Here is a 19607-nt window from a genome sequence, read left to right as displayed (position 1 = left end):
GTCATGCCCCCTTCACGGCGGTACGCACCACGACGACGCCACGCTTCGGACCGGGAACCGCGCCCTTGAGGAGCAGCAGACCCTTCTCGACGTCGACCGCGTGCACGGTCAGGTTCTGGGTGGTCTGGCGGGCGTGGCCCATGCGACCGGCCATCCGCACGCCCTTGAACACGCGCGACGGCGTCGAGGCGCCACCGATCGAGCCCGGCTTGCGGTGGTTGCGGTGCGCACCGTGCGAGGCGCCGACACCGGAGAACCCGTGGCGCTTCATGACACCGGCGGTGCCCTTGCCCTTGGTCGTGCCGATCACGTCGACCAGCGCGCCGGCCGCGAAGGCCTCCGCGGTGATCTCCTGGCCGAGCGTGAACTCGGCCGCGTCGGACGTCCGGATCTCGGCCACGTGCCGGCGGGGGGTGACCCCGGCCTTCTCGAAGTGGCCCTTGAGCGGCTTGGTGACCTTGCGGGGGTCCACCTGGCCGTAGGCCAGCTGGATCGCCGAGTAACCATCCGCGTCAGCGGAGCGCACCTGGGTGACGACGTTGGTGCCGACAGCGACCACGGTGACGGGGACGAGACGGCCATCGGCGTCCCAGACCTGCGTCATACCGAGCTTCGTGCCGAGCACCGCCGTGACGGGGCGCGCGTTCTGCTGGGTAACCATGAAGATCAGTTCCTTCCCAGCGTCAGAGCTTGATCTCGATGTTCACGTCCGCGGGCAGGTCGAGACGCATGAGCGAGTCGACCGCCTTCGGCGTGGGATCGATGATGTCGATGAGCCGCTTGTGCGTGCGCATCTCGAAGTGCTCGCGGCTGTCCTTGTACTTGTGGGGCGACCGGATGACGACGAAGACGTTCTTCTCCGTCGGGAGCGGCACCGGGCCAACGACCGTCGCACCAGCGCGGCTCACCGTGTCGACGATCTTGCGCGCCGAGCTGTCGATGACCTCGTGGTCGTAGGACTTGAGCCGGATGCGGATCTTCTGTCCCGCCATGGCGTCGTCTGCTTCTCTCTCTCGAACTGCTTGACGTCCGACCCCCGCACTCGGGCGTGTCGCTCTTCGCGACATACCGTCACGCCGGCTCCCGTCCAGCACGCGGGGCGCGCCGGAGGGAACGAGGTCGTTGTGGTGATGGAGTCCGACGCCGGGTGACCCCGGGCCTGCTGGACTCGCAACGCGTTCCCTGCCCTGACCGTGGTGGCGCACCGAGCGCACGCGCGCAGGCACCCCCGTCGTCGGGCAACTTGTCTAGTGTGCCAGGCGGTTCCCCAAAGGTCCAACCGGTCCTCCGTCACACCCGCGTCATCACGCGGCGAGGACGAACCCCCACCCTCGCGTGCGCCCTCGTGCCGCGAGCCGCCGCGCGCCTCCGCCGCACCATCGGGAGCCAGTGCGCCCCTCGCGGCGGGTGCGCCTGCGGGCGGTGGCGCAGTCGACGCGTAGGGGCGCACCCGGCGATCGGGGTGGGGTGGGTGGGGTGGGTAGGGGGCGGGGGGCGGGGGGCGGGGTGGGGTAGGTCGGCGCGGGAGGTCAGGGGGGCGGTGGGGCCTGGGTGGCGGGTCCGACGCCGGCCGCGCAGAGGGTGGTGCGCAGGGGGGCGCCCGCCCACGCGTCGGCCCAGGTCCAGCGGGCGACGCGGAGGCCGAGCGCGCGGATGCGGTCTTCCCGTCGCTTCTCCCGCCAGACCCGCTCCTCCGGAGGCAGGGGGTCGCCGACGGCGCCCGCGCGGTACTTGGTCCGGCCGTCGAACTCTCCCACCACGCCCGCCGCCGGCCACCAGAAGTCGACCCGGCCGATTGGCCCGCGGGAGTCGGCGAGCCGGTGCTGGAGCTCCGGGGGCTGGATGCCGAGCTGGTACATCCGCGCGCGGCTCAGGGACTCGCCCGGTGACTCGGAGCGTCCGTCGGTGAGCGCGACCACGAGCCGGGCCGACCGGACGCCGCGCCCGGATCCCGCGGACCGGAGCTCGCGCTCGAGCTCGGCGCGGCCGACCGGGTGCTCGCGCACGGCGTGGTCGGCGGCGACCAGGGCCGACGCCAGCCCCTCGGAGCGCGCAAGGTCGACGACGGTCCGGGCCAGGTCGGTGACGAGCACGCCCTCGACCTCCACGCGCGGTACCGGGTCCGCGCACGCGTGCCGCCGCACCCCCGTCCGCGACCTCCCGCCGCCGGCGGTCCGGGACGTCACCTCCACGTGTGTCGGCCAGGGTCCCAGCAGCGGGAGTCCCCAGACCGCCGCGGCGGACCGGTGGGAGAAGACCGGGTCCCGCAGCGCGAGAGCGGCCGCTGCCACGCGGACGCGGTGCACCTCGGCGTCGGCCTCGGCTCGGCCTCGGCCGGACGCACCGCGGGCGCCGGGCCCGTACACGCCTCGACGCACGCGCTGGACGGCGCCGGCGCGTACGGCCGCCCGCAGCTGGTCCGACGTCGCGCCTCGGGCGAGGGCGTCCCTGGCGGTGAAGCACCCGCCGGCGAGCAGGTCCCGGAGCAGCGCGTCGTCCATCCCGCCACGCTCCCACCGCCCGACGCCCCCTCCCCCGTCGTCCCCAGCCCCGGATCAGTCGCGCCCGCGCCCGCGCGCCGCTCGCCCCCGGCCGCGACGGCGCCCCAGAGCGGCGAGTGCGCCCCCGCGCGAGGGCGCGCTGGCCTCGCCGAGCCGCACTCGCCGCGCAATGGCGCACTCGCGCCCGTCGCCGGGCACGACAGGAGGGCCCGGGTGCCGTAGCACCCGGGCCCTCCTGGTCCTGCGCCCCCGAAGGGGTCAGATCACTTGGTGATCTTGGTGACGCGGCCCGAGCCGACGGTGCGGCCACCCTCGCGGATGGCGAAGCCGAGGCCCTCCTCCATCGCGATGGGCTGGATCAGCGTCACGGAGATCTCCGTGTTGTCGCCGGGCATGACCATCTCGGTGCCCTCGGGCAGCGTGATGACGCCGGTGACGTCCGTGGTCCGGAAGTAGAACTGCGGACGGTAGTTCGAGTAGAACGGGTTGTGACGCCCGCCCTCGTCCTTGGCCAGGATGTAGACCTGGCCCTCGAACTCGGTGTGCGGCGTGATCGAGCCCGGCTTCACGACGACCTGGCCGCGCTCGACGTCCTCACGCTTGGTGCCACGGAGCAGGAGGCCGCAGTTCTCGCCGGCCCACGCCTCGTCCATCTGCTTGTGGAACATCTCGATGCCGGTGACCGTGGTCTTCTGCGCCGGGCGGATGCCGACGATCTCGACCTCGGAGTTGATCTGCAGCTTGCCGCGGTCGACCTTGCCGGTGACGACGGTGCCACGACCGGTGATCGTGAAGACGTCCTCGATCGGCATGAGGAACGGCTTGTCCATGTCGCGGACCGGCTCCGGGACGGACTCGTCCACGGCGTCCAGCAGGTCCTCGACGGACTTGACCCACTGCGGGTCGCCCTCGAGGGCCTTCAGGCCGGAGACCCGGATGACCGGGGCCTCGTCGCCGTCGAAGCCCTGCGACGACAGCAGCTCGCGGACCTCCATCTCGACGAGCTCGAGGATCTCCTCGTCGTCGACCATGTCGGACTTGTTGAGCGCGACGAGCAGGTACGGCACGCCGACCTGCTTGGCCAGCAGCACGTGCTCGCGCGTCTGGGCCATCGGGCCGTCGGTGGCCGCGACCACGAGGATGGCGCCGTCCATCTGCGCCGCACCCGTGATCATGTTCTTGATGTAGTCGGCGTGACCGGGCGCGTCGACGTGAGCGTAGTGACGCTTCTCCGTCTGGTACTCGACGTGCGCGATGTTGATCGTGATGCCGCGCTGCTTCTCCTCAGGGGCCTTGTCGATCTCGTCGAAAGGCGTGAAGGGGTTCAGGTCGGGGTACTTGTCGTGCAGCACCTTCGAGATCGCAGCAGTCAGCGTCGTCTTGCCGTGGTCGACGTGACCGATGGTCCCGATGTTGACGTGCGGCTTGGTCCGCTCGAACTTGGCCTTACCCACTGGGTCCTCCTCAGGACTCTGGTGTAGAGATTGCCGAACGATGCGGGGGCTCAGCGCCCCCGCGGACGTGCGGTCCTACGGGTCGGGTTGATTGGTCGTACTCGGTTCGACCTGTGGGACTACTCGCCCCGGGTCTTCTTGATGATCTCGTCGGCAACATTCCGAGGAACCTCGGCGTAGCTGTCGAACTGCATCGAGTACACCGCGCGACCCTGGGTCTTCGACCGCAGGTCACCGACGTACCCGAACATCTCGGAGAGAGGAACCTGGGCGCGGATCACCTTCACGCCCGTGGCGTCCTCCATGGACTGGATCATGCCGCGCCGCGAGTTGATGTCGCCGATCACGTCGCCCATGTACTCCTCGGGGGTGCGCACCTCGACGGCCATGACCGGCTCGAGCAGCACGGGGTCGGCCTTGCGGGCCGCCTCCTTGAGGATCATGGAACCGGCGATCTTGAACGCCATCTCCGAGGAGTCGACGTCGTGCGCGGCACCGTCGAGCAGCGTGGCCTTGACGCCCACCAGCGGGAAGCCGGCCAGCACGCCGAGCTGCATCGCGGACTGGATGCCCTGGTCCACGGACGGGATGTACTCGCGAGGCACGCGACCACCGGTGACGGCGTTCACGAACTCGTACATCGCGCCGTCCTCGGACTCGAGCGGCTCGAAGGTCATCTGGACCTTGGCGAACTGCCCGGAGCCACCGGTCTGCTTCTTGTGCGTGTAGTCGATCTTCTCCACCTTGCGGCGGATCGTCTCGCGGTAGGCCACCTGCGGCTTGCCGACGTTCGCCTCGACCTTGAACTCGCGCCGCATGCGGTCGACGAGGATGTCGAGGTGGAGCTCGCCCATGCCGCCGATGACGGTCTGGCCGGTCTCCTCGTCCAGGCGGACGCGGAACGTCGGGTCCTCCTCGGCGAGCTTCTGGATCGCCGTGGAGAGCTTCTCCTGGTCGCCCTTGGTCTTCGGCTCGATCGCCACGTCGATGACGGGCTCCGGGAAGGTCATGGACTCCAGGACCACCGGCGCGTCGAGGGCGCAGAGGGTGTCACCGGTGGTGACGTCCTTCAGGCCGATGAACGCGTAGATGTGGCCTGCCGTGGCCTCGTCGACCGGGTTCTCCTTGTTGGCGTGCATCTGGAAGATCTTCCCGATGCGCTCCTTCTTGCCCTTCGTCGCGTTGAGCACCTGGGCGCCCTGCACGACCTTGCCCGAGTACACCCGGATGAAGGTGAGCTTGCCGAAGAACGGGTGCGCCGCGATCTTGAACGCCAGGGCCGAGAACGGCTCGGTGGCGTCCGGGTGGCGCTCGATGACGACCTCCTCGTCCTTGACGTCGTGGCCCTGGATGGCCGGGACGTCGAGGGGCGACGGGAGGAAGTCGACGACGGCGTCGAGCATGGGCTGGACGCCCTTGTTCTTGAACGCCGAGCCGCACAGGACGGGGAACGCCTCGCCGGAGATGGTGAGCTTGCGGATGCCGGCCTTGATCTCGGCGACCGTCAGCTCCTCACCGCCGAGGAACTTCTCGAGCAGCGCGTCGTCCGTCTCGGCGACGGCCTCGAGCAGCTCCGCGCGGAACTGGTCGACCCGGTCCTGCAGGTCGGCCGGGATCTCCTCGATGTCGTACTTCGCGCCCATCTCGGTCTCGCCGCGCCACACGAGCGCGCGCATCTCGACCAGGTCGACGACGCCGATGAAGTCGTTCTCGGCGCCGATCGGCAGCTGGATGACCAGCGGCTTGGCCTTGAGGCGGTTCACGATGGTGTCGACCGTGAAGTAGAAGTCCGCGCCCAGCTTGTCCATCTTGTTGACGAAGCAGATGCGGGGGACCTCGTACTTGTCGGCCTGGCGCCACACGGTCTCCGACTGGGGCTCCACGCCCTCCTTGCCGTCGAACACCGCGACCGCGCCGTCGAGCACGCGCAGCGAGCGCTCCACCTCGACGGTGAAGTCCACGTGACCGGGCGTGTCGATGACGTTGATCTGCGTCTCGTTCGCCTTGCCCTTGTTCCAGAAGGCGGTGACAGCAGCGGACGTGATGGTGATGCCGCGCTCCTGCTCCTGCTCCATCCAGTCCGTGGTCGACGCCCCGTCGTGGGTCTCGCCGATCTTGTAGTTGACGCCCGTGTAGTACAGGATCCGCTCGGTCGTCGTCGTCTTGCCGGCATCGATGTGCGCCATGATGCCGATGTTGCGGACCTTGTTCAGGTCCGTCAGCACGTCCAGTGCCACAGGTTCAGCCCCTCGTTAGTGGGGTTCGCGCCACAGCTGGGATTACCAGCGGTAGTGGGCGAACGCCTTGTTGGACTCGGCCATCTTGTGCATGTCCTCGCGGCGCTTCACCGCGGCACCGAGGCCGTTGGAGGCGTCGAGGATCTCGTTCATCAGACGCTCGGTCATGGTCTTCTCGCGGCGAGCGCGCGAGTAGTCCGTGAGCCAGCGGAGCGCGAGCGTGGTCTGGCGGACGGGGCGGACCTCGACCGGGACCTGGTAGGTCGCGCCACCGACGCGCCGGGACCGGACCTCGAGCGACGGGCGGACGTTGTCCAGCGCGCGCTTGAGGACGACGACCGGGTCGCCCTGGGTCTTCTCACGGACGCCCTCGAGGGCGCCGTAGACGATGGCCTCGGCGACGGACTTCTTGCCGTCGAGGAGGACCTTGTTGATCAGCTGGGTGACGACCGGCGATCCGTAGACCGGGTCGATGATGAGCGGCCGCTTCGGGGCCGGACCCTTGCGAGGCATCGGTTCAGCCCTTCTTCGCGCCGTAGCGGCTACGCGCCTGCTTACGGTTCTTCACGCCCTGGGTGTCCAGCGCGCCACGGATGATCTTGTACCGCACACCGGGGAGGTCCTTCACGCGACCGCCGCGGACGAGCACGATGGAGTGCTCCTGCAGGTTGTGGCCCTCACCGGGGATGTAGGCCGTGACCTCGATGCCCGAGGAGAGCTTGACGCGCGCGACCTTGCGGAGCGCCGAGTTCGGCTTCTTCGGGGTGGTCGTGTACACGCGGGTGCAGACGCCGCGGCGCTGCGGGCTCCCCTGCAGCGCAGGGGTCTTCGACTTGTTGGTCTTCGGCGTCCGGCCCTTGCGGACCAGCTGCTGGATCGTAGGCACTACGTCTCCATTACGTTGATGAGTCTGGTCTGACCGGCACCCGTCACCCTGGACGGCCGGCTTGGTCCGGTTCGCCGCCCGTCGCGCGGCTACCCCGGTGGGGTCTTGCGTCCCGAACCGACCCCCGCGCTCGGGCGTGTCGCCCCCGTCCTGCTCCGCGTCCCGGGCCCCTCACGGGGTCGGTCTGCGGTGCGGGCGGGGTGATCACCCGGCGCTCAGGGAAGAGCGCGCGCGAGGGCCCGACGGCGCGGGCACGGTGTCCAACGTTACTCGCCGGTCCGCACACCGTCAAAGCAGGAGGTGGCGGGGCCCGGACGCCCGAGGGGGCCCGCCGTGACGAGCACGGCGGACCCCCTCGGGGTGGTGAGGCGTGACCTCAGCGGAAGTCGCCGAAGTCGATGTCCTCGAGCGGGATCGCCTCGCCCGAGCCGAGGCCCAGGGCGGGGAAGTCGATCTCGTCGTAGCCGAAGGACGGGTACAGCTCGGCCTTCGCCTCCTCGGTGGGCTCGACCGACACCTCGTGGTAGCGGGGCAGGCCCGTACCGGCGGGGATCAGCTTGCCGAGGATGACGTTCTCCTTGAGGCCGAGCAGCGGGTCGCTGCGGCCCGACATCGCGGCCTCGGTGAGGACGCGGGTCGTCTCCTGGAAGGACGCCGCCGACAGCCACGAGTCCGTCGCGAGCGACGCCTTCGTGATGCCCATCAGCTCCGGACGGCCCGAGGCCGGCTGGCCACCCTCGGCGACCGCACGGCGGTTGAAGTCCTCGAACCGGCCACGCTCGGCCAGCTCGCCCGGGAGCAGGCCGGTGTCGCCGGAGTCCAGCACGGTCACGCGACGCAGCATCTGCCGCACGATGACCTCGATGTGCTTGTCGTGGATGTCCACGCCCTGGGAGTTGTAGACCTCCTGGACCTCGTCCACCAGGTGCTTCTGGGTGGCGCGCGGGCCGAGGATGCGCAGGACCTTCTTCGGGTCCACCGCACCCTGGACGAGCTGCGTGCCGACCTCGACGTGGTCGCCGTCGCTGATCAGGAGGCGCGAGCGCTTCGTGATCGGGTAGGCGATCTCCTCCGAGCCGTCGTCCGGCGTGAGCACCAGGCGGCGGGTCCGGTCGGCCTCGTCGATCGTGATGCGGCCCGAGAACTCCGCGATGGGGCTCTCACCCTTGGGGGTGCGGGCCTCGAAGAGCTCCTGGACACGCGGCAGACCCTGCGTGATGTCCTCCGCCGACGCGACACCACCGGTGTGGAAGGTACGCATCGTCAGCTGGGTGCCGGGCTCACCGATCGACTGGGCCGCGATGATGCCGACGGCCTCGCCGATGTCGACGAGCTTGCCGGTGGCCAGCGAGCGGCCGTAGCACTTGGCGCAGGTGCCCACGCGGGACTCGCAGGTGAGCACGGAGCGCACCTTGAGCGACTCGACGCCGGCCGCCAGCAGGCGGTCGAGCAGGACGTCGCCGATGTCGTCACCGGCGTTGCCGATGATCTCGCCGTCGATCTCCGCGTCGGTCGCCAGCGTGCGGGAGAAGACCGAGGTCTCCACCTTGTCGTGACGACGCAGGCCGTTGGTGCCCGGCACGCCGATCGGCATGGTCAGGCCGCGCTCGGTGCCGCAGTCCTCCTCGCGGACGATGACGTCCTGCGAGACGTCCACCAGACGACGGGTCAGGTAGCCCGAGTCGGCGGTCCGCAGCGCGGTGTCCGCCAGGCCCTTACGAGCACCGTGCGTCGCGATGAAGTACTCGAGGACGGACAGGCCCTCGCGGTAGTTCGCCTTGATCGGGCGCGGGATGATCTCGCCCTTCGGGTTCGCCACCAGACCACGCATACCGGCGATCTGCCGGACCTGCATCCAGTTGCCACGCGCACCGGAGCCGACCATGCGGAACACGGTGTTGCGGGCGGAGAAGTTCTCCTGCATCGCCTTGGCGACCTTGTCGGTGGCCTGCGTCCAGATCTCGATGAGCTCCTGACGACGCTCGTCGTCGGTGATGAGGCCCTTGTCGTACTGGCCCTGCACCTTCGTCGCGCGCGCCTCGTGCTCGGCGAGGATCTCCGCCTTCTGGTTCGGTGCCGCGACGTCCGAGATCGCGATCGTCACGCCCGAGCGGGTGGCCCAGCGGAAGCCGGCCTCCTTCAGGGCGTCCAGCGACGCGGCGACCTCGACCTTCGGGTACCGCTCCGCCAGGTCGTTGACGATGACCGACAGGCGCTTCTTGTCGACGACCCCGTTCTCGTACGGGTAGTCGACCGGCAGCAGCTCGTTGAACAGCGCCCGACCCAGGGTGGTCTCGAACAGGTACGGCGCGTCCGGCGAGAAGCCCTCGGGCTCCTGGCCCGCGGCGAACACGAGGCCCTCCATGCGGATCCGCACGACCGCGTTCAGGTCCAGGGAGCCCTGGTCGAACGCCATGATCGCCTCGGACACCGAGCTGAACGCGCGACCCGCGCCCACCGGCTCCTCCTTGTCGGAGGTCAGGTGGAACAGGCCGATGATCATGTCCTGCGAGGGCATGGTCACCGGGCGGCCGTCGGACGGCTTCAGGATGTTGTTGCTCGAGAGCATGAGGATGCGGGCCTCGGCCTGCGCCTCCGCGCTCAGGGGCAGGTGCACGGCCATCTGGTCGCCGTCGAAGTCGGCGTTGAACGCGCCGCAGACGAGCGGGTGCAGGTGGATCGCCTTGCCCTCGACGAGCTGGGGCTCGAACGCCTGGATGCCGAGACGGTGCAGCGTGGGCGCACGGTTCAGCAGCACGGGGTGCTCGGTGATGACCTCCTCGAGCACGTCCCACACGACCGGGCGCGCGCGCTCGACCATGCGCTTGGCCGACTTGATGTTCTGCGCGTGGTTCAGGTCGACCAGGCGCTTCATCACGAACGGCTTGAACAGCTCGAGCGCCATCTGCTTGGGCAGACCGCACTGGTGCAGCTTGAGCTGCGGGCCGACGACGATGACCGAACGGCCCGAGTAGTCGACGCGCTTGCCGAGCAGGTTCTGGCGGAACCGGCCCTGCTTGCCCTTGAGCATGTCGGAGATCGACTTGAGCGGGCGGTTGCCGGGGCCCGTGACCGGGCGGCCGCGGCGGCCGTTGTCGAACAGCGAGTCCACGGCCTCCTGGAGCATCCGCTTCTCGTTGTTGACGATGATCTCCGGCGCGCCCAGGTCCAGGAGCCGCTTGAGGCGGTTGTTCCGGTTGATGACGCGGCGGTACAGGTCGTTCAGGTCGGACGTGGCGAACCGGCCACCGTCGAGCTGCACCATCGGGCGCAGGTCCGGCGGGATGACCGGGACGGCGTCCAGCACCATGCCGGTCGGCGAGTTCGTCGTGGTGAGGAACGCGTTGACGACCTTGAGGCGCTTGAGGGCGCGGGTCTTGCGCTGGCCCTTGCCGCTGCGGATGGTCTCGCGCAGCGACTCGGCCTCGGCCTCCAGGTCGAAGGCCTCGAGGCGCTTCTGGATCGCCGCGGCGCCCATCGAGCCCTCGAAGTAGTTGCCGTAGCGGTCCTGCAGCTGGCGGTAGAGCAGCTCGTCGCCCTCGAGGTCCGCGACCTTGAGGTTCTTGAACCGGTCCCAGATGGTGTCGAGGCGGTCGATCTCCGCGTCGGCACGCTTGCGCAGCTGCGCCATCTCGCGGTCCGCGGAGTCGCGGACCTTGCGACGGGCGTCGGCCTTGGCACCCTCGGCCTCGAGCTCGGCCAGGTCGGCCTCGAGCTTGGCGGCGCGGGTGTTGATGTCGTTGTCGCGGCGGTCCGCGATCTCCTTGCGCTCCAGGTCGATCTCGTTCTGGAGGTTCGGGAGGTCCTCCTGGCGACCGTCCACGTCGACCCACGTGATCATGTACGCCGCGAAGTAGATGACCTTCTCCAGGTCCTTCGGGGCGAGGTCGAGCAGGTAGCCGAGGCGCGACGGGACGCCCTTGAAGAACCAGATGTGCGTGACGGGCGCGGCGAGCTCGATGTGGCCCATGCGCTCACGGCGGACCTTCGAGCGGGTCACCTCGACGCCGCAGCGCTCGCAGATGATGCCCTTGAAGCGCACGCGCTTGTACTTGCCGCAGTAGCACTCCCAGTCCCGGGTGGGGCCGAAGATCTTCTCGCAGAAGAGCCCGTCCTTCTCCGGCTTCAGGGTGCGGTAGTTGATGGTCTCGGGCTTCTTGACCTCGCCGTGCGACCAGGTCCGGATGTCGTCGGCCGTGGCCAGACCGATGCGCAGCTCGTCGAAGACGTTGACGTCGAGCAAGGGGTCCTACTTCCTTCGCTTGCCGGTTCCCGCTGTCGAGGCGGTCCGGCGGAACGGAATGGTGCAAGGGGTGCGGGCGGGCCGCCGGCCCACCGCCCGGTGAGGGGCGCAGGGCCGGCGGACGCTCGGCGTCAGATCTCGTCGATGGTGCTGGCGGCGTTGGGGCGGCGGGACAGGTCGATGCCCAGCTCCTCCGCGGCCCGGTAGACCTCGTCGTCGTTCTCCCGCATGTCGATGGACACGCCGTCCGAGGACAGCACCTCCACGTTCAGGCAGAGCGACTGCATCTCCTTGAGGAGCACCTTGAAGGACTCCGGGATGCCCGAGTCGGGGATGTTCTCGCCCTTGACGATCGCCTCGTACACCTTGACGCGGCCGGGGATGTCGTCCGACTTGATCGTCAGGAGCTCCTGCAGCGTGTAGGCGGCGCCGTACGCCTCGAGGGCCCACACCTCCATCTCGCCGAACCGCTGGCCACCGAACTGCGCCTTACCACCCAGCGGCTGCTGCGTGATCATCGAGTACGGGCCGGTGGACCGGGCGTGGATCTTGTCGTCCACGAGGTGGTGGAGCTTGAGGATGTACATGTAGCCGACGGCGACCGGGTCCGGGAACGGCTCGCCGGAGCGGCCGTCGAACAGGCGGGCCTTGCCGTTGACGCCGACCATGCGCTCGCCGTCGCGGTTCGGCAGCGTGGCGCCGAGCAGACCGGTGAGGGTCTCCTCCGGCACGCCGTCGAACACCGGCGTCGCCACGGGCACGCCCGGGGTCGACGACTTCGCGATGTCCGGCACCTGGTCGACCCAGCTGAGGTCGCCCTCGGCCAGCTCGACGTTCCAGCCCTGCTTGGCGATCCACCCGAGGTGGACCTCCAGCACCTGGCCGACGTTCATGCGCCCGGGGACACCCATCGGGTTCAGGACGATGTCGACCGCGGTGCCGTCCGGGAGGAACGGCATGTCCTCGACGGGCAGGATCTTGGAGATGACGCCCTTGTTGCCGTGGCGGCCGGCGAGCTTGTCGCCGTCCGTGATCTTGCGGCGCTGGGCGATGTAGACCCGGACCAGCTCGTTCACGCCGGCGGGCAGCTCGTCGCCGTCCTCGCGGTTGAACGTGCGGACCTCGATGACCGTGCCGGACTCGCCGTGGGGCACCTTGAGGGACGTGTCGCGGACCTCGCGGGCCTTCTCGCCGAAGATGGCGCGCAGCAGGCGCTCCTCCGGGGTGAGCTCGGTCTCGCCCTTGGGCGTGACCTTGCCGACCAGCACGTCGCCCGCGGAGACCTCGGCGCCGATGCGGATGATGCCGCGCTCGTCCAGGTCCGCCAGCACGTCCTCGGAGACGTTCGGGATGTCCCGCGTGATCTCCTCCGGGCCGAGCTTCGTGTCGCGGGCGTCGACCTCGTGCTCCTCGATGTGGATCGAGGACAGGACGTCGTCCTGCACGAGGCGCTGCGACAGGATGATCGCGTCCTCGTAGTTGTGGCCCTCCCACGACATGAACGCGACCAGCAGGTTGCGGCCGAGCGAGAGCTCGCCCTCGTCCGTCGCCGGGCCGTCGGCCAGCACGGAGCCGACCTCGACGCGCGCGCCCTGGTCGACCAGCACGCGCTGGTTGTAGGACGTGCCCTGGTTGGAGCGGCGGAACTTCGCGACGCGGTACGTCGACGTGGTGGCGTCGTCGTTCGCGACCGTGATCAGGTCGGCGGACACCTCGGTGACCACACCGGCCTTCGAGGCCACGATGACGTCGCCGGCGTCGACCGCCGCGCGCCACTCCATGCCGGTGCCGACGAGCGGCGCCTCGGAGCGGACCAGCGGCACGGCCTGGCGCTGCATGTTCGCGCCCATGAGCGCGCGGTTGGCGTCGTCGTGCTCGAGGAACGGGATCAGGGCCGTCGCGACCGACACCATCTGGCGCGGGGAGACGTCCATGTAGTCCACGACCTCGGCCGGGACGTCCTCGGTGTCGCCACCCTTGACGCGGACCAGGACCTGGTCCTCGGCGAACCGGCCGTCCTCGCGCACGGCCGCGTTGGCCTGGGCGATCACGTAGCGGTCCTCGTCGTCGGCGGTGAGGTAGTGCACCTCGTCCGTGACGACACCGTTGACGACCTTGCGGTACGGGGTCTCGACGAAGCCGAACGGGTTGATCCGCCCGAACGTCGCGAGCGAGCCGATGAGGCCGATGTTCGGGCCCTCAGGGGTCTCGATCGGGCACATGCGGCCGTAGTGCGACGGGTGGACGTCACGGACCTCCATGCCGGCGCGGTCGCGGGACAGACCACCCGGGCCCAGCGCGGACAGACGACGCTTGTGCGTCAGGCCGGCGAGCGGGTTGTTCTGGTCCATGAACTGCGACAGCTGCGACGTCCCGAAGAACTCCTTGATGGAGGCCACGACGGGGCGGATGTTGATCAGCGTCTGCGGCGTGATCGCCTCGACGTCCTGGGTCGTCATGCGCTCGCGCACGACGCGCTCCATCCGGGACAGGCCGGTGCGGACCTGGTTCTGGATGAGCTCGCCCACGGCGCGGATGCGGCGGTTGCCGAAGTGGTCGATGTCGTCGGTCTCGACGCGGACCTCGACGGCCTCGCCGTTGCGCGTGCCCGGCAGGGTCGTGACGTCGGCGTGCAGCGCGGCCATGTACTTGATCGCCGCGACGATGTCGTCCTTGGACAGCACGGAGTCCGCGAGGGGGACGTCGATGCCGAGCTTCTTGTTCAGCTTGTAGCGGCCGACCTTCGCGAGGTCGTAGCGCTTCGGGTTGAAGTAGAAGTTCTCGATCAGCGCGCGACCGGCCTCGACGGTGGGCGGCTCGCCCGGGCGGATCTTGCGGTACAGGTCGAGCAGGGCCTCGTCCTGGGTCTGGACGTGGTCCTTCTCCAGGGTGTCGATGACGGCCGGGAACTGCGCGAACTCCTCGCGGATCTCCGACTCGGTCATGCCGAGCGCCTTGAGCAGCACCGTGGCGTTCTGCTTGCGCTTGCGGTCGACGCGGACGCCGACGTTGTCGCGCTTGTCGATCTCGAACTCGAGCCAGGCGCCGCGGCTCGGGATCATCTTCACGGAGAAGATGTCCTTGTCGGACGTCTTGTCGGCGGTGCGCTCGAAGTACACGCCGGGGGAACGGACCAGCTGCGACACGACGACGCGCTCGGTGCCGTTGATGATGAACGTGCCGCGCTCGCTCATGAGCGGGAAGTCGCCCATGAAGACCGTCTGGCTCTTGATCTCACCGGTGGTGTAGTTCACGAACTCCGCGGTGACGAACAGCGGCGCGGCGTAGGTGAAGTCCTTCTCCTTGCACTCGTCGGCCGTGTACTTCGGCGGCTCGAAACGGTGCTCGCGGAACGACAGCGACATGGTGCCGCCGAAGTCCTCGATCGGGGAGATCTCCTCGAAGATCTCCTCCAGTCCAGCGGTCTCCGGGACGTCCTGCCGGCCGTGCTCGAGAGCGGCGGCGACACGCGCCTGCCACTTCTCGTTGCCGAGCAGCCAGTCGAAGCTCTCCGTCTGCAGCCCGAGGAGGTCCGGGACCTCGAGCGGCTCGTCGATCCGGGCGAACGAGACGCGGCGGGAGATGGTGCGGTTCGCGATGGCTTCGGAGCGGTCGGAGGGGGTGCGCGAGGCAGCCAAGAGGGGTCCTTCCCAGCAGATCGAGATTCCCTGCGCGGGTCCCGGCGGTTCGCGACCCCCCGGCCTCGGGCCCCCCGGGACATCGCGTACTACGATGCCGGTGAGCCTGGGTTATACGGAGTCGCGGGCACAGGCCAGCGCAAAGCGATAGCGTAGTACAGACCTGGCGCGATGTCCAACCTCCGTGGTATGGGCACCCCCACCTCGCCCGCTCCCCCGCACGACGCAGGCCCGCACCCCGAGGGGTGCGGGCCTGCGTGCGAGGCGTCCCGGGGTCAGCGCGCGGACGCGCCGACCCCGGAGCGGGTCACTTGAGGGTGACGGTGGCGCCGGCGCCCTCGAGGGCGGCCTTCGCCTTGTCCGCGGCGTCCTTGGCGACGTTCTCGAGAACGGGCTTCGGGGCGCCGTCGACGAGGTCCTTGGCCTCCTTCAGGCCGAGGGAGGTCAGGGCGCGCACCTCCTTGATGACCTGGATCTTCTTGTCGCCGGCCGACTCGAGGATGACGTCGAACTCCGACTTCTCCTCCTCGGCGGCGGCAGCGTCACCGGCACCGCCGGCGGGGGCGGCGACCGCGACGGCGGCCGGAGCGGCGGCGGTGACCTCGAAGACGTCCTCGAACGCCTTCACGAACTCGGAGAGCTCGATGAGGGTGAGGCCCTTGAACTGCTCGATGAGCTCGTCGGTGGTGAGCTTCGCCATGATGGCGGTTCCTTCCGTTCGGTCCTCACCGGTCACGGCGACCGGTGGGGGCAGTGTGGGGAGCGCGTGAGCCGGGGTGGCTCAGGCTGCGGTGTCGGCAGTCTCCTGCTGGGCGCGGAGCGCCTCGACGGTGCGCACGGCCTTCGAGGCGGGCGCGGTGAAGAGGTAAGCCGTCTGGAACAGCTTGGCCTTCATCGCACCGGCCGCCTTGGCCAGCAGGACCTCGCGGGACTCGAGGTCCGCGAGCTTGGTGACGTCCGCGGCGGTCAGGGCGCGCCCGTCGAGGACACCGCCCTTGATGACCAGCGCGGGGTTCGCCTTGGCGAAGTCACGCAGACCCTTGGCCGCCTCGACCGGGTCACCGGTGACGAAGGCGATCGCCGACGGGCCCTTGAGACCGTCGGTGAGACCCTCGATGCCGGCTTCCTTGGCCGCGATGGCGGTCAGCGTGTTCTTCACCACGGCGTAGTTCGCGTTTCCGCTGAGCGACCGACGCAGCGTCTTGAGCTGCGCGACGGTGAGCCCGCGGTACTCGGTCAGCACGGCCGCGTTCGACTCGCGGAACTGGTCCGCGAGCTCTGCGACTGCGGCTGCCTTGTCCGGCCTCGCCATGTCGATCCTTCCGATGGTGGTGCCGCCGGTCGTCCTCGACCCCGCACACGAGAAGAGCCCCGGCGCAGGCCGGGGCTCGTTGCACGTGCGTCTTCACGCACGACCATCGAAACTCAACCTGCGCGGGCCTCCGCCGGAGCGGGACTTCGGGCGGCCCGCGGGCGCACCCCGCGGAAGCGGGAGAGCACGGGAGCCGACGACCTGCGGTCTTTGGGCAGCGGCCAGACTACGCCACGCCCCGCGCCGGACCAAATCCGCCCAGCCCCTCCGCCCCCGACTGCCTCCGCCCCGCCTGCGCCGGGATAGGACCTCGGCGCCGAGAGAGGGCGACCGGAGGGCCTGACTCGGCGCGGAGGTCCTATCTCGGCGGCGGCTGGTGCGACGGCTGTTGCGGCGGCGGCAGCGGGAGGTGGGCGGCCAGGAGCTCCGCGAGGTGGACGCCCTGGACGCCCGCGAGCTGGTCCGCCTGCGTGCGGCACGAGTAGCCGTCCGCCAGCAGGACGTCCCCCGGGGCCGCCGCGCGCAGCGCCGGGAGCAGCGCGTTCTCGGCGACCTGCACCGAGACGTCGTAGTGCCCGGCCTCCATCCCGAAGTTCCCCGCGAGCCCGCAGCAGCCGGCCAGCGTGGAGAACGACGCACCCGCCTCCCGGAGCAGCGTGCGGTCGGCGGTGTACGTCATCACCGCGTGGTGGTGGCAGTGCGGCTGGACCACCGCGGTGACGTCCGACAGGTCGGGCAGCTGCCACCGGTCCCCCGGGCCGACGGGAGCGGGAGCCGTCAGCAGCTCGGCGAGCGTCCGGGTGGCGCGGGCGACGGCCACCGCGCGCGGGTCGCCGGGCAGCAGGTCCAGCAGGTCGGAGCGCAGCACCGCGGTGCACGACGGCTCGAGGCCGACGATCGGCACCCCGTTCACCGCGAACGGCCCCAGCACCTCGAGCAGGTGGGTGAGCCGCTTGCGGGCGCCGTCGAGCTGGCCGGTGGAGATCCAGGTCAGGCCGCAGCACGCGTCGTGGTCGGGGACGATCACCTCGTACCCGGCGGCGCGCAGCACCTGGACGGCGGCGACCGGGATCGACGGGGCGAGCGCGTCGCTGAACGAGTCCGTCCACAGCAGCACCGGCGGGCGCCCGGACGTGCCGGTGACCGACAGGGTCGTGCCGTCCGAGGTCGCGGGCGGGGCGCTCCCCCGGCGCACGTCGACCTCGCCGCGGCGCACCCGGGACCGGAACGGCGCGGGCGAGAAGTCGACCATCTTCCGGCGGGTGTCCATGCCGCCGAGCCGCAGGACGACCTGGGCGAGCGGCCGGACGCCGAGCACCGCGTTGCTCAGGCGCGCGAGCCCGGGGACGCGGGTGACCAGCCGGGTCCACCGCGGCAGCCAGCCGAGCACGTAGTGGTTCACCGGCCGCAGCCGGCCGCGGTACGTCTGGTGCAGCGCCTCGGCCTTGTACTGCGCCATGTCGACGCCCGCGGGGCAGTCCGAGGAGCACGCCTTGCAGGACAGGCACAGGTCCAGCGCCTCGTGCACCTCCGGGGAGGACCAGCCGCGGGACACCAGCGTGCCGTTCGCCATCTCCTGCAGGACGCGCGCGCGGCCGCGGGTCGAGTCCTTCTCGTCGCGGGTGGCGAGGTACGACGGGCACATGAACCCGCCGGTCGCGGTGGAGTCGGCCCGGCACTTGCCCACGCCGACGCAGCGGTGCACCGCGGTCGTGAAGTCCCCGCCGTCGTGCTCGAACGCGAACCCGCCGCGGGCCGCGGGCAGCGGGTGCGCGTGCGGTCGGCGCAGGTCGGCGTCGAAGGCGTTCGGGCGCACGAGCACGCCCGGGTTCAGCAGGTCGTCGGGGTCGAGCAGGGCCTTGAACGCCTCGAACACGCCGATCGCGCGCTCGGAGTACATGACGGGCAGCAGCTCGGACCGCGCGCGGCCGTCGCCGTGCTCCCCCGACAGCGAGCCGCCGTGCGACGCGACCAGGTGCGCCGCGTCGGTCATGAACGCCCGCAGCGGGTCGCCCGACCGCTCCAGCGGGATGTCGAGCCGCAGGTGCACGCAGCCGTCGCCGAAGTGGCCGTAGGCGAGCCCGTCGACCCGGTGCTGCGCCATCAGCGCCTCGAGGTCGCGCAGGTACGCGCCGAGCCGCTCCGGCGGGACCGCGGAGTCCTCGAACCCGGGCCAGGCCTGCTCCCCCGACGGCGTGCGGCCGCCCAGCCCGGCGCCGTCCTCGCGGATCCGCCACATCGCGGCCGCCTGCGGCCCGGGCGGGAAGACGCCGACCGCGCGGGTCCCGGCGTCGGCGGCGAGCGCGCGCGCCCGGTCCATCGCCTCGTCCAGGGTGTCGCCGCCGACCTCGACCATCATCCACCCGGCGCCCTCGGGCAGCGGCGGCACGGCGGACGCGCCCTTCACGCGGCGGACCACGTCGACCAGGCGCGCGTCCATCCCCTCGATCGCCAGCGGGCGGTGGGCCAGCAGCGCGGGGACGGCGTCGGCGGCGGTCGCCATGTCCGGGTAGCCGAGCACGACCAGCACCGGGGCCGCGGACACGGGCACCAGCCGCACGGTCGCGCCGAGCAGCGTGACGACCGTGCCCTCGGTGCCCACGAGCGCCTTCGCGAGGTCGGCGCCGTTCTCGGGCAGCAGGTGCTCGAGCGAGTAGCCGGACACCTGCCGGCCGAACCGGCCGAGCTCCGTGCGCAGCACCTCCAGCTCGGAGCGGACCAGCGCGTCGAGCCCGGCGACCGGCTCCAGCCCCCGGCCCGCGGTGAACCGCCGCCCCCGGCCGTCGACCACGTCGAGCTCGAGGACGTTGTCGGCGGTGCGCCCGTACGCGACCGCCCGGGGGCCGCAGGCGTTGTTGCCGATCATCCCGCCGAGCGTCGCGCGCGCCTGGGTCGAGGGGTCGGGGCCGAACCGCAGGCCGTGCAGCGCGGCCTCGCGCTGCAGCATCGCCATGACGACGCCCGGCTCGACGCGCGCGGTACGCGCGTCGGGGTCGACGTCGAGCACCCGGTTCACGTGCCGGGACCAGTCGAGCACGACGCCGGTGCCCACCGCGTTGCCCGCCACGGAGGTGCCGCCGCCCCGCGACGTCACAGGGACGCCGAGCCCGCGGGCGACCTCCAACGCGGCCAGCGCGTCGTCGACGTCGCGCGGGAACACCACGACGGACGGCACCACGCGGTAGTTGGACGCGTCGGTCGAGTACTCGGCGCGGCGGCGCACGGAGTCGTCGACCCCGCCGGCCACGGCGGCGCGCAGGGCACGGACCAGCTCGGCGGCGTCCGGCCCGGGCGCGGAGGGGCCGGTGGCGGGGCTGCCGCCCGGGGGAAGGGACG

General features: G+C 70.6%; 12 protein-coding genes. All 12 read right to left on the bottom strand.

The window, feature by feature from the left end; translation table 11 throughout:
- Nucleotide 1 precedes the first annotated feature (1 nt).
- The 12 genes from rplC to ACFVXN_RS01010 all read right to left on the bottom strand — a co-directional run bounded on the left by rplC (nt 2) and on the right by ACFVXN_RS01010 (nt 19542).
- Nucleotides 2-661: a 50S ribosomal protein L3 gene (rplC, locus tag ACFVXN_RS01065; protein ID WP_389225927.1), complete on the bottom strand. Its 660-nt coding sequence runs from the start codon at nt 659-661 to the stop codon at nt 2-4.
- A 22-nt stretch (nt 662-683) separates the two neighbouring features.
- Nucleotides 684-992 carry a 30S ribosomal protein S10 gene (gene rpsJ, locus ACFVXN_RS01060; RefSeq protein WP_122147693.1) on the bottom strand — a complete coding sequence of 103 codons (309 nt, stop codon included), beginning with the start codon at nt 990-992 and terminating at the stop codon, nt 684-686.
- Nucleotides 993-1529: 537 nt separating this feature from the next.
- On the bottom strand, nt 1530-2501 hold the full coding sequence (locus tag ACFVXN_RS01055) for a type IV toxin-antitoxin system AbiEi family antitoxin domain-containing protein (RefSeq protein WP_389225923.1): 972 nt from the start codon (nt 2499-2501) through the stop codon (nt 1530-1532).
- A 263-nt stretch (nt 2502-2764) separates the two neighbouring features.
- A complete protein-coding gene (tuf, locus tag ACFVXN_RS01050; RefSeq protein WP_389225920.1) occupies nt 2765-3955 on the bottom strand; it encodes an elongation factor Tu in 1191 nt (396 codons plus the stop codon).
- 119 nt (nt 3956-4074) lie between these two features.
- Entirely contained in the window at nt 4075-6192 is a 2118-nt protein-coding gene (gene fusA, locus ACFVXN_RS01045) for an elongation factor G (RefSeq protein ID WP_389225917.1), read from the bottom strand.
- A gap of 42 nt (nt 6193-6234) precedes the next feature.
- Nucleotides 6235-6705 (bottom strand): 30S ribosomal protein S7, encoded by a 471-nt coding sequence (gene rpsG / locus ACFVXN_RS01040; protein ID WP_179687208.1) that lies wholly within the window; start codon nt 6703-6705, stop codon nt 6235-6237.
- A 4-nt stretch (nt 6706-6709) separates the two neighbouring features.
- Nucleotides 6710-7078, bottom strand: a complete 369-nt coding sequence (gene rpsL, locus ACFVXN_RS01035; protein WP_122147700.1) for a 30S ribosomal protein S12 — start codon at nt 7076-7078, stop codon at nt 6710-6712.
- A gap of 376 nt (nt 7079-7454) precedes the next feature.
- On the bottom strand, nt 7455-11321 hold the full coding sequence (locus ACFVXN_RS01030; protein WP_389225912.1) for a DNA-directed RNA polymerase subunit beta': 3867 nt from the start codon (nt 11319-11321) through the stop codon (nt 7455-7457).
- A 131-nt stretch (nt 11322-11452) separates the two neighbouring features.
- Nucleotides 11453-14959, bottom strand: coding sequence for a DNA-directed RNA polymerase subunit beta (rpoB, locus tag ACFVXN_RS01025; protein ID WP_389225909.1), 3507 nt, complete (start codon nt 14957-14959; stop codon nt 11453-11455).
- A gap of 307 nt (nt 14960-15266) precedes the next feature.
- Nucleotides 15267-15659 (bottom strand): 50S ribosomal protein L7/L12, encoded by a 393-nt coding sequence (gene rplL, locus ACFVXN_RS01020; RefSeq protein ID WP_389225906.1) that lies wholly within the window; start codon nt 15657-15659, stop codon nt 15267-15269.
- A gap of 81 nt (nt 15660-15740) precedes the next feature.
- Nucleotides 15741-16271 (bottom strand): 50S ribosomal protein L10, encoded by a 531-nt coding sequence (gene rplJ, locus ACFVXN_RS01015; RefSeq protein WP_389225903.1) that lies wholly within the window; start codon nt 16269-16271, stop codon nt 15741-15743.
- A 358-nt stretch (nt 16272-16629) separates the two neighbouring features.
- A complete protein-coding gene (locus ACFVXN_RS01010) occupies nt 16630-19542 on the bottom strand; it encodes an FAD-binding and (Fe-S)-binding domain-containing protein (protein WP_389227807.1) in 2913 nt (970 codons plus the stop codon).
- Nucleotides 19543-19607: the final 65 nt, after the last annotated feature.

The organism is Cellulomonas sp. NPDC058312, from assembly GCF_042880135.1.
GTDB lineage: Bacteria > Actinomycetota > Actinomycetes > Actinomycetales > Cellulomonadaceae > Cellulomonas.
Note: the sequence above shows the minus strand (reverse complement) of the source record. Positions and strands in the feature narration are given on the sequence as shown.

Bases quoted from the DNA above. Each gene is read 5' to 3' on its own strand.
- rplC (WP_389225927.1), bottom strand. From the start codon at position 661: ATGGTTACCCAGCAGAACGCGCGCCCCGTCACGGCGGTGCTCGGCACG.
- rpsJ (WP_122147693.1), bottom strand. From the start codon at position 992: ATGGCGGGACAGAAGATCCGCATCCGGCTCAAGTCCTACGACCACGAG.
- ACFVXN_RS01055 (WP_389225923.1), bottom strand. From the start codon at position 2,501: ATGGACGACGCGCTGCTCCGGGACCTGCTCGCCGGCGGGTGCTTCACC.
- rpsG (WP_179687208.1), bottom strand. From the start codon at position 6,705: ATGCCTCGCAAGGGTCCGGCCCCGAAGCGGCCGCTCATCATCGACCCG.
- rplL (WP_389225906.1), bottom strand. From the start codon at position 15,659: ATGGCGAAGCTCACCACCGACGAGCTCATCGAGCAGTTCAAGGGCCTC.
- rplJ (WP_389225903.1), bottom strand. From the start codon at position 16,271: ATGGCGAGGCCGGACAAGGCAGCCGCAGTCGCAGAGCTCGCGGACCAG.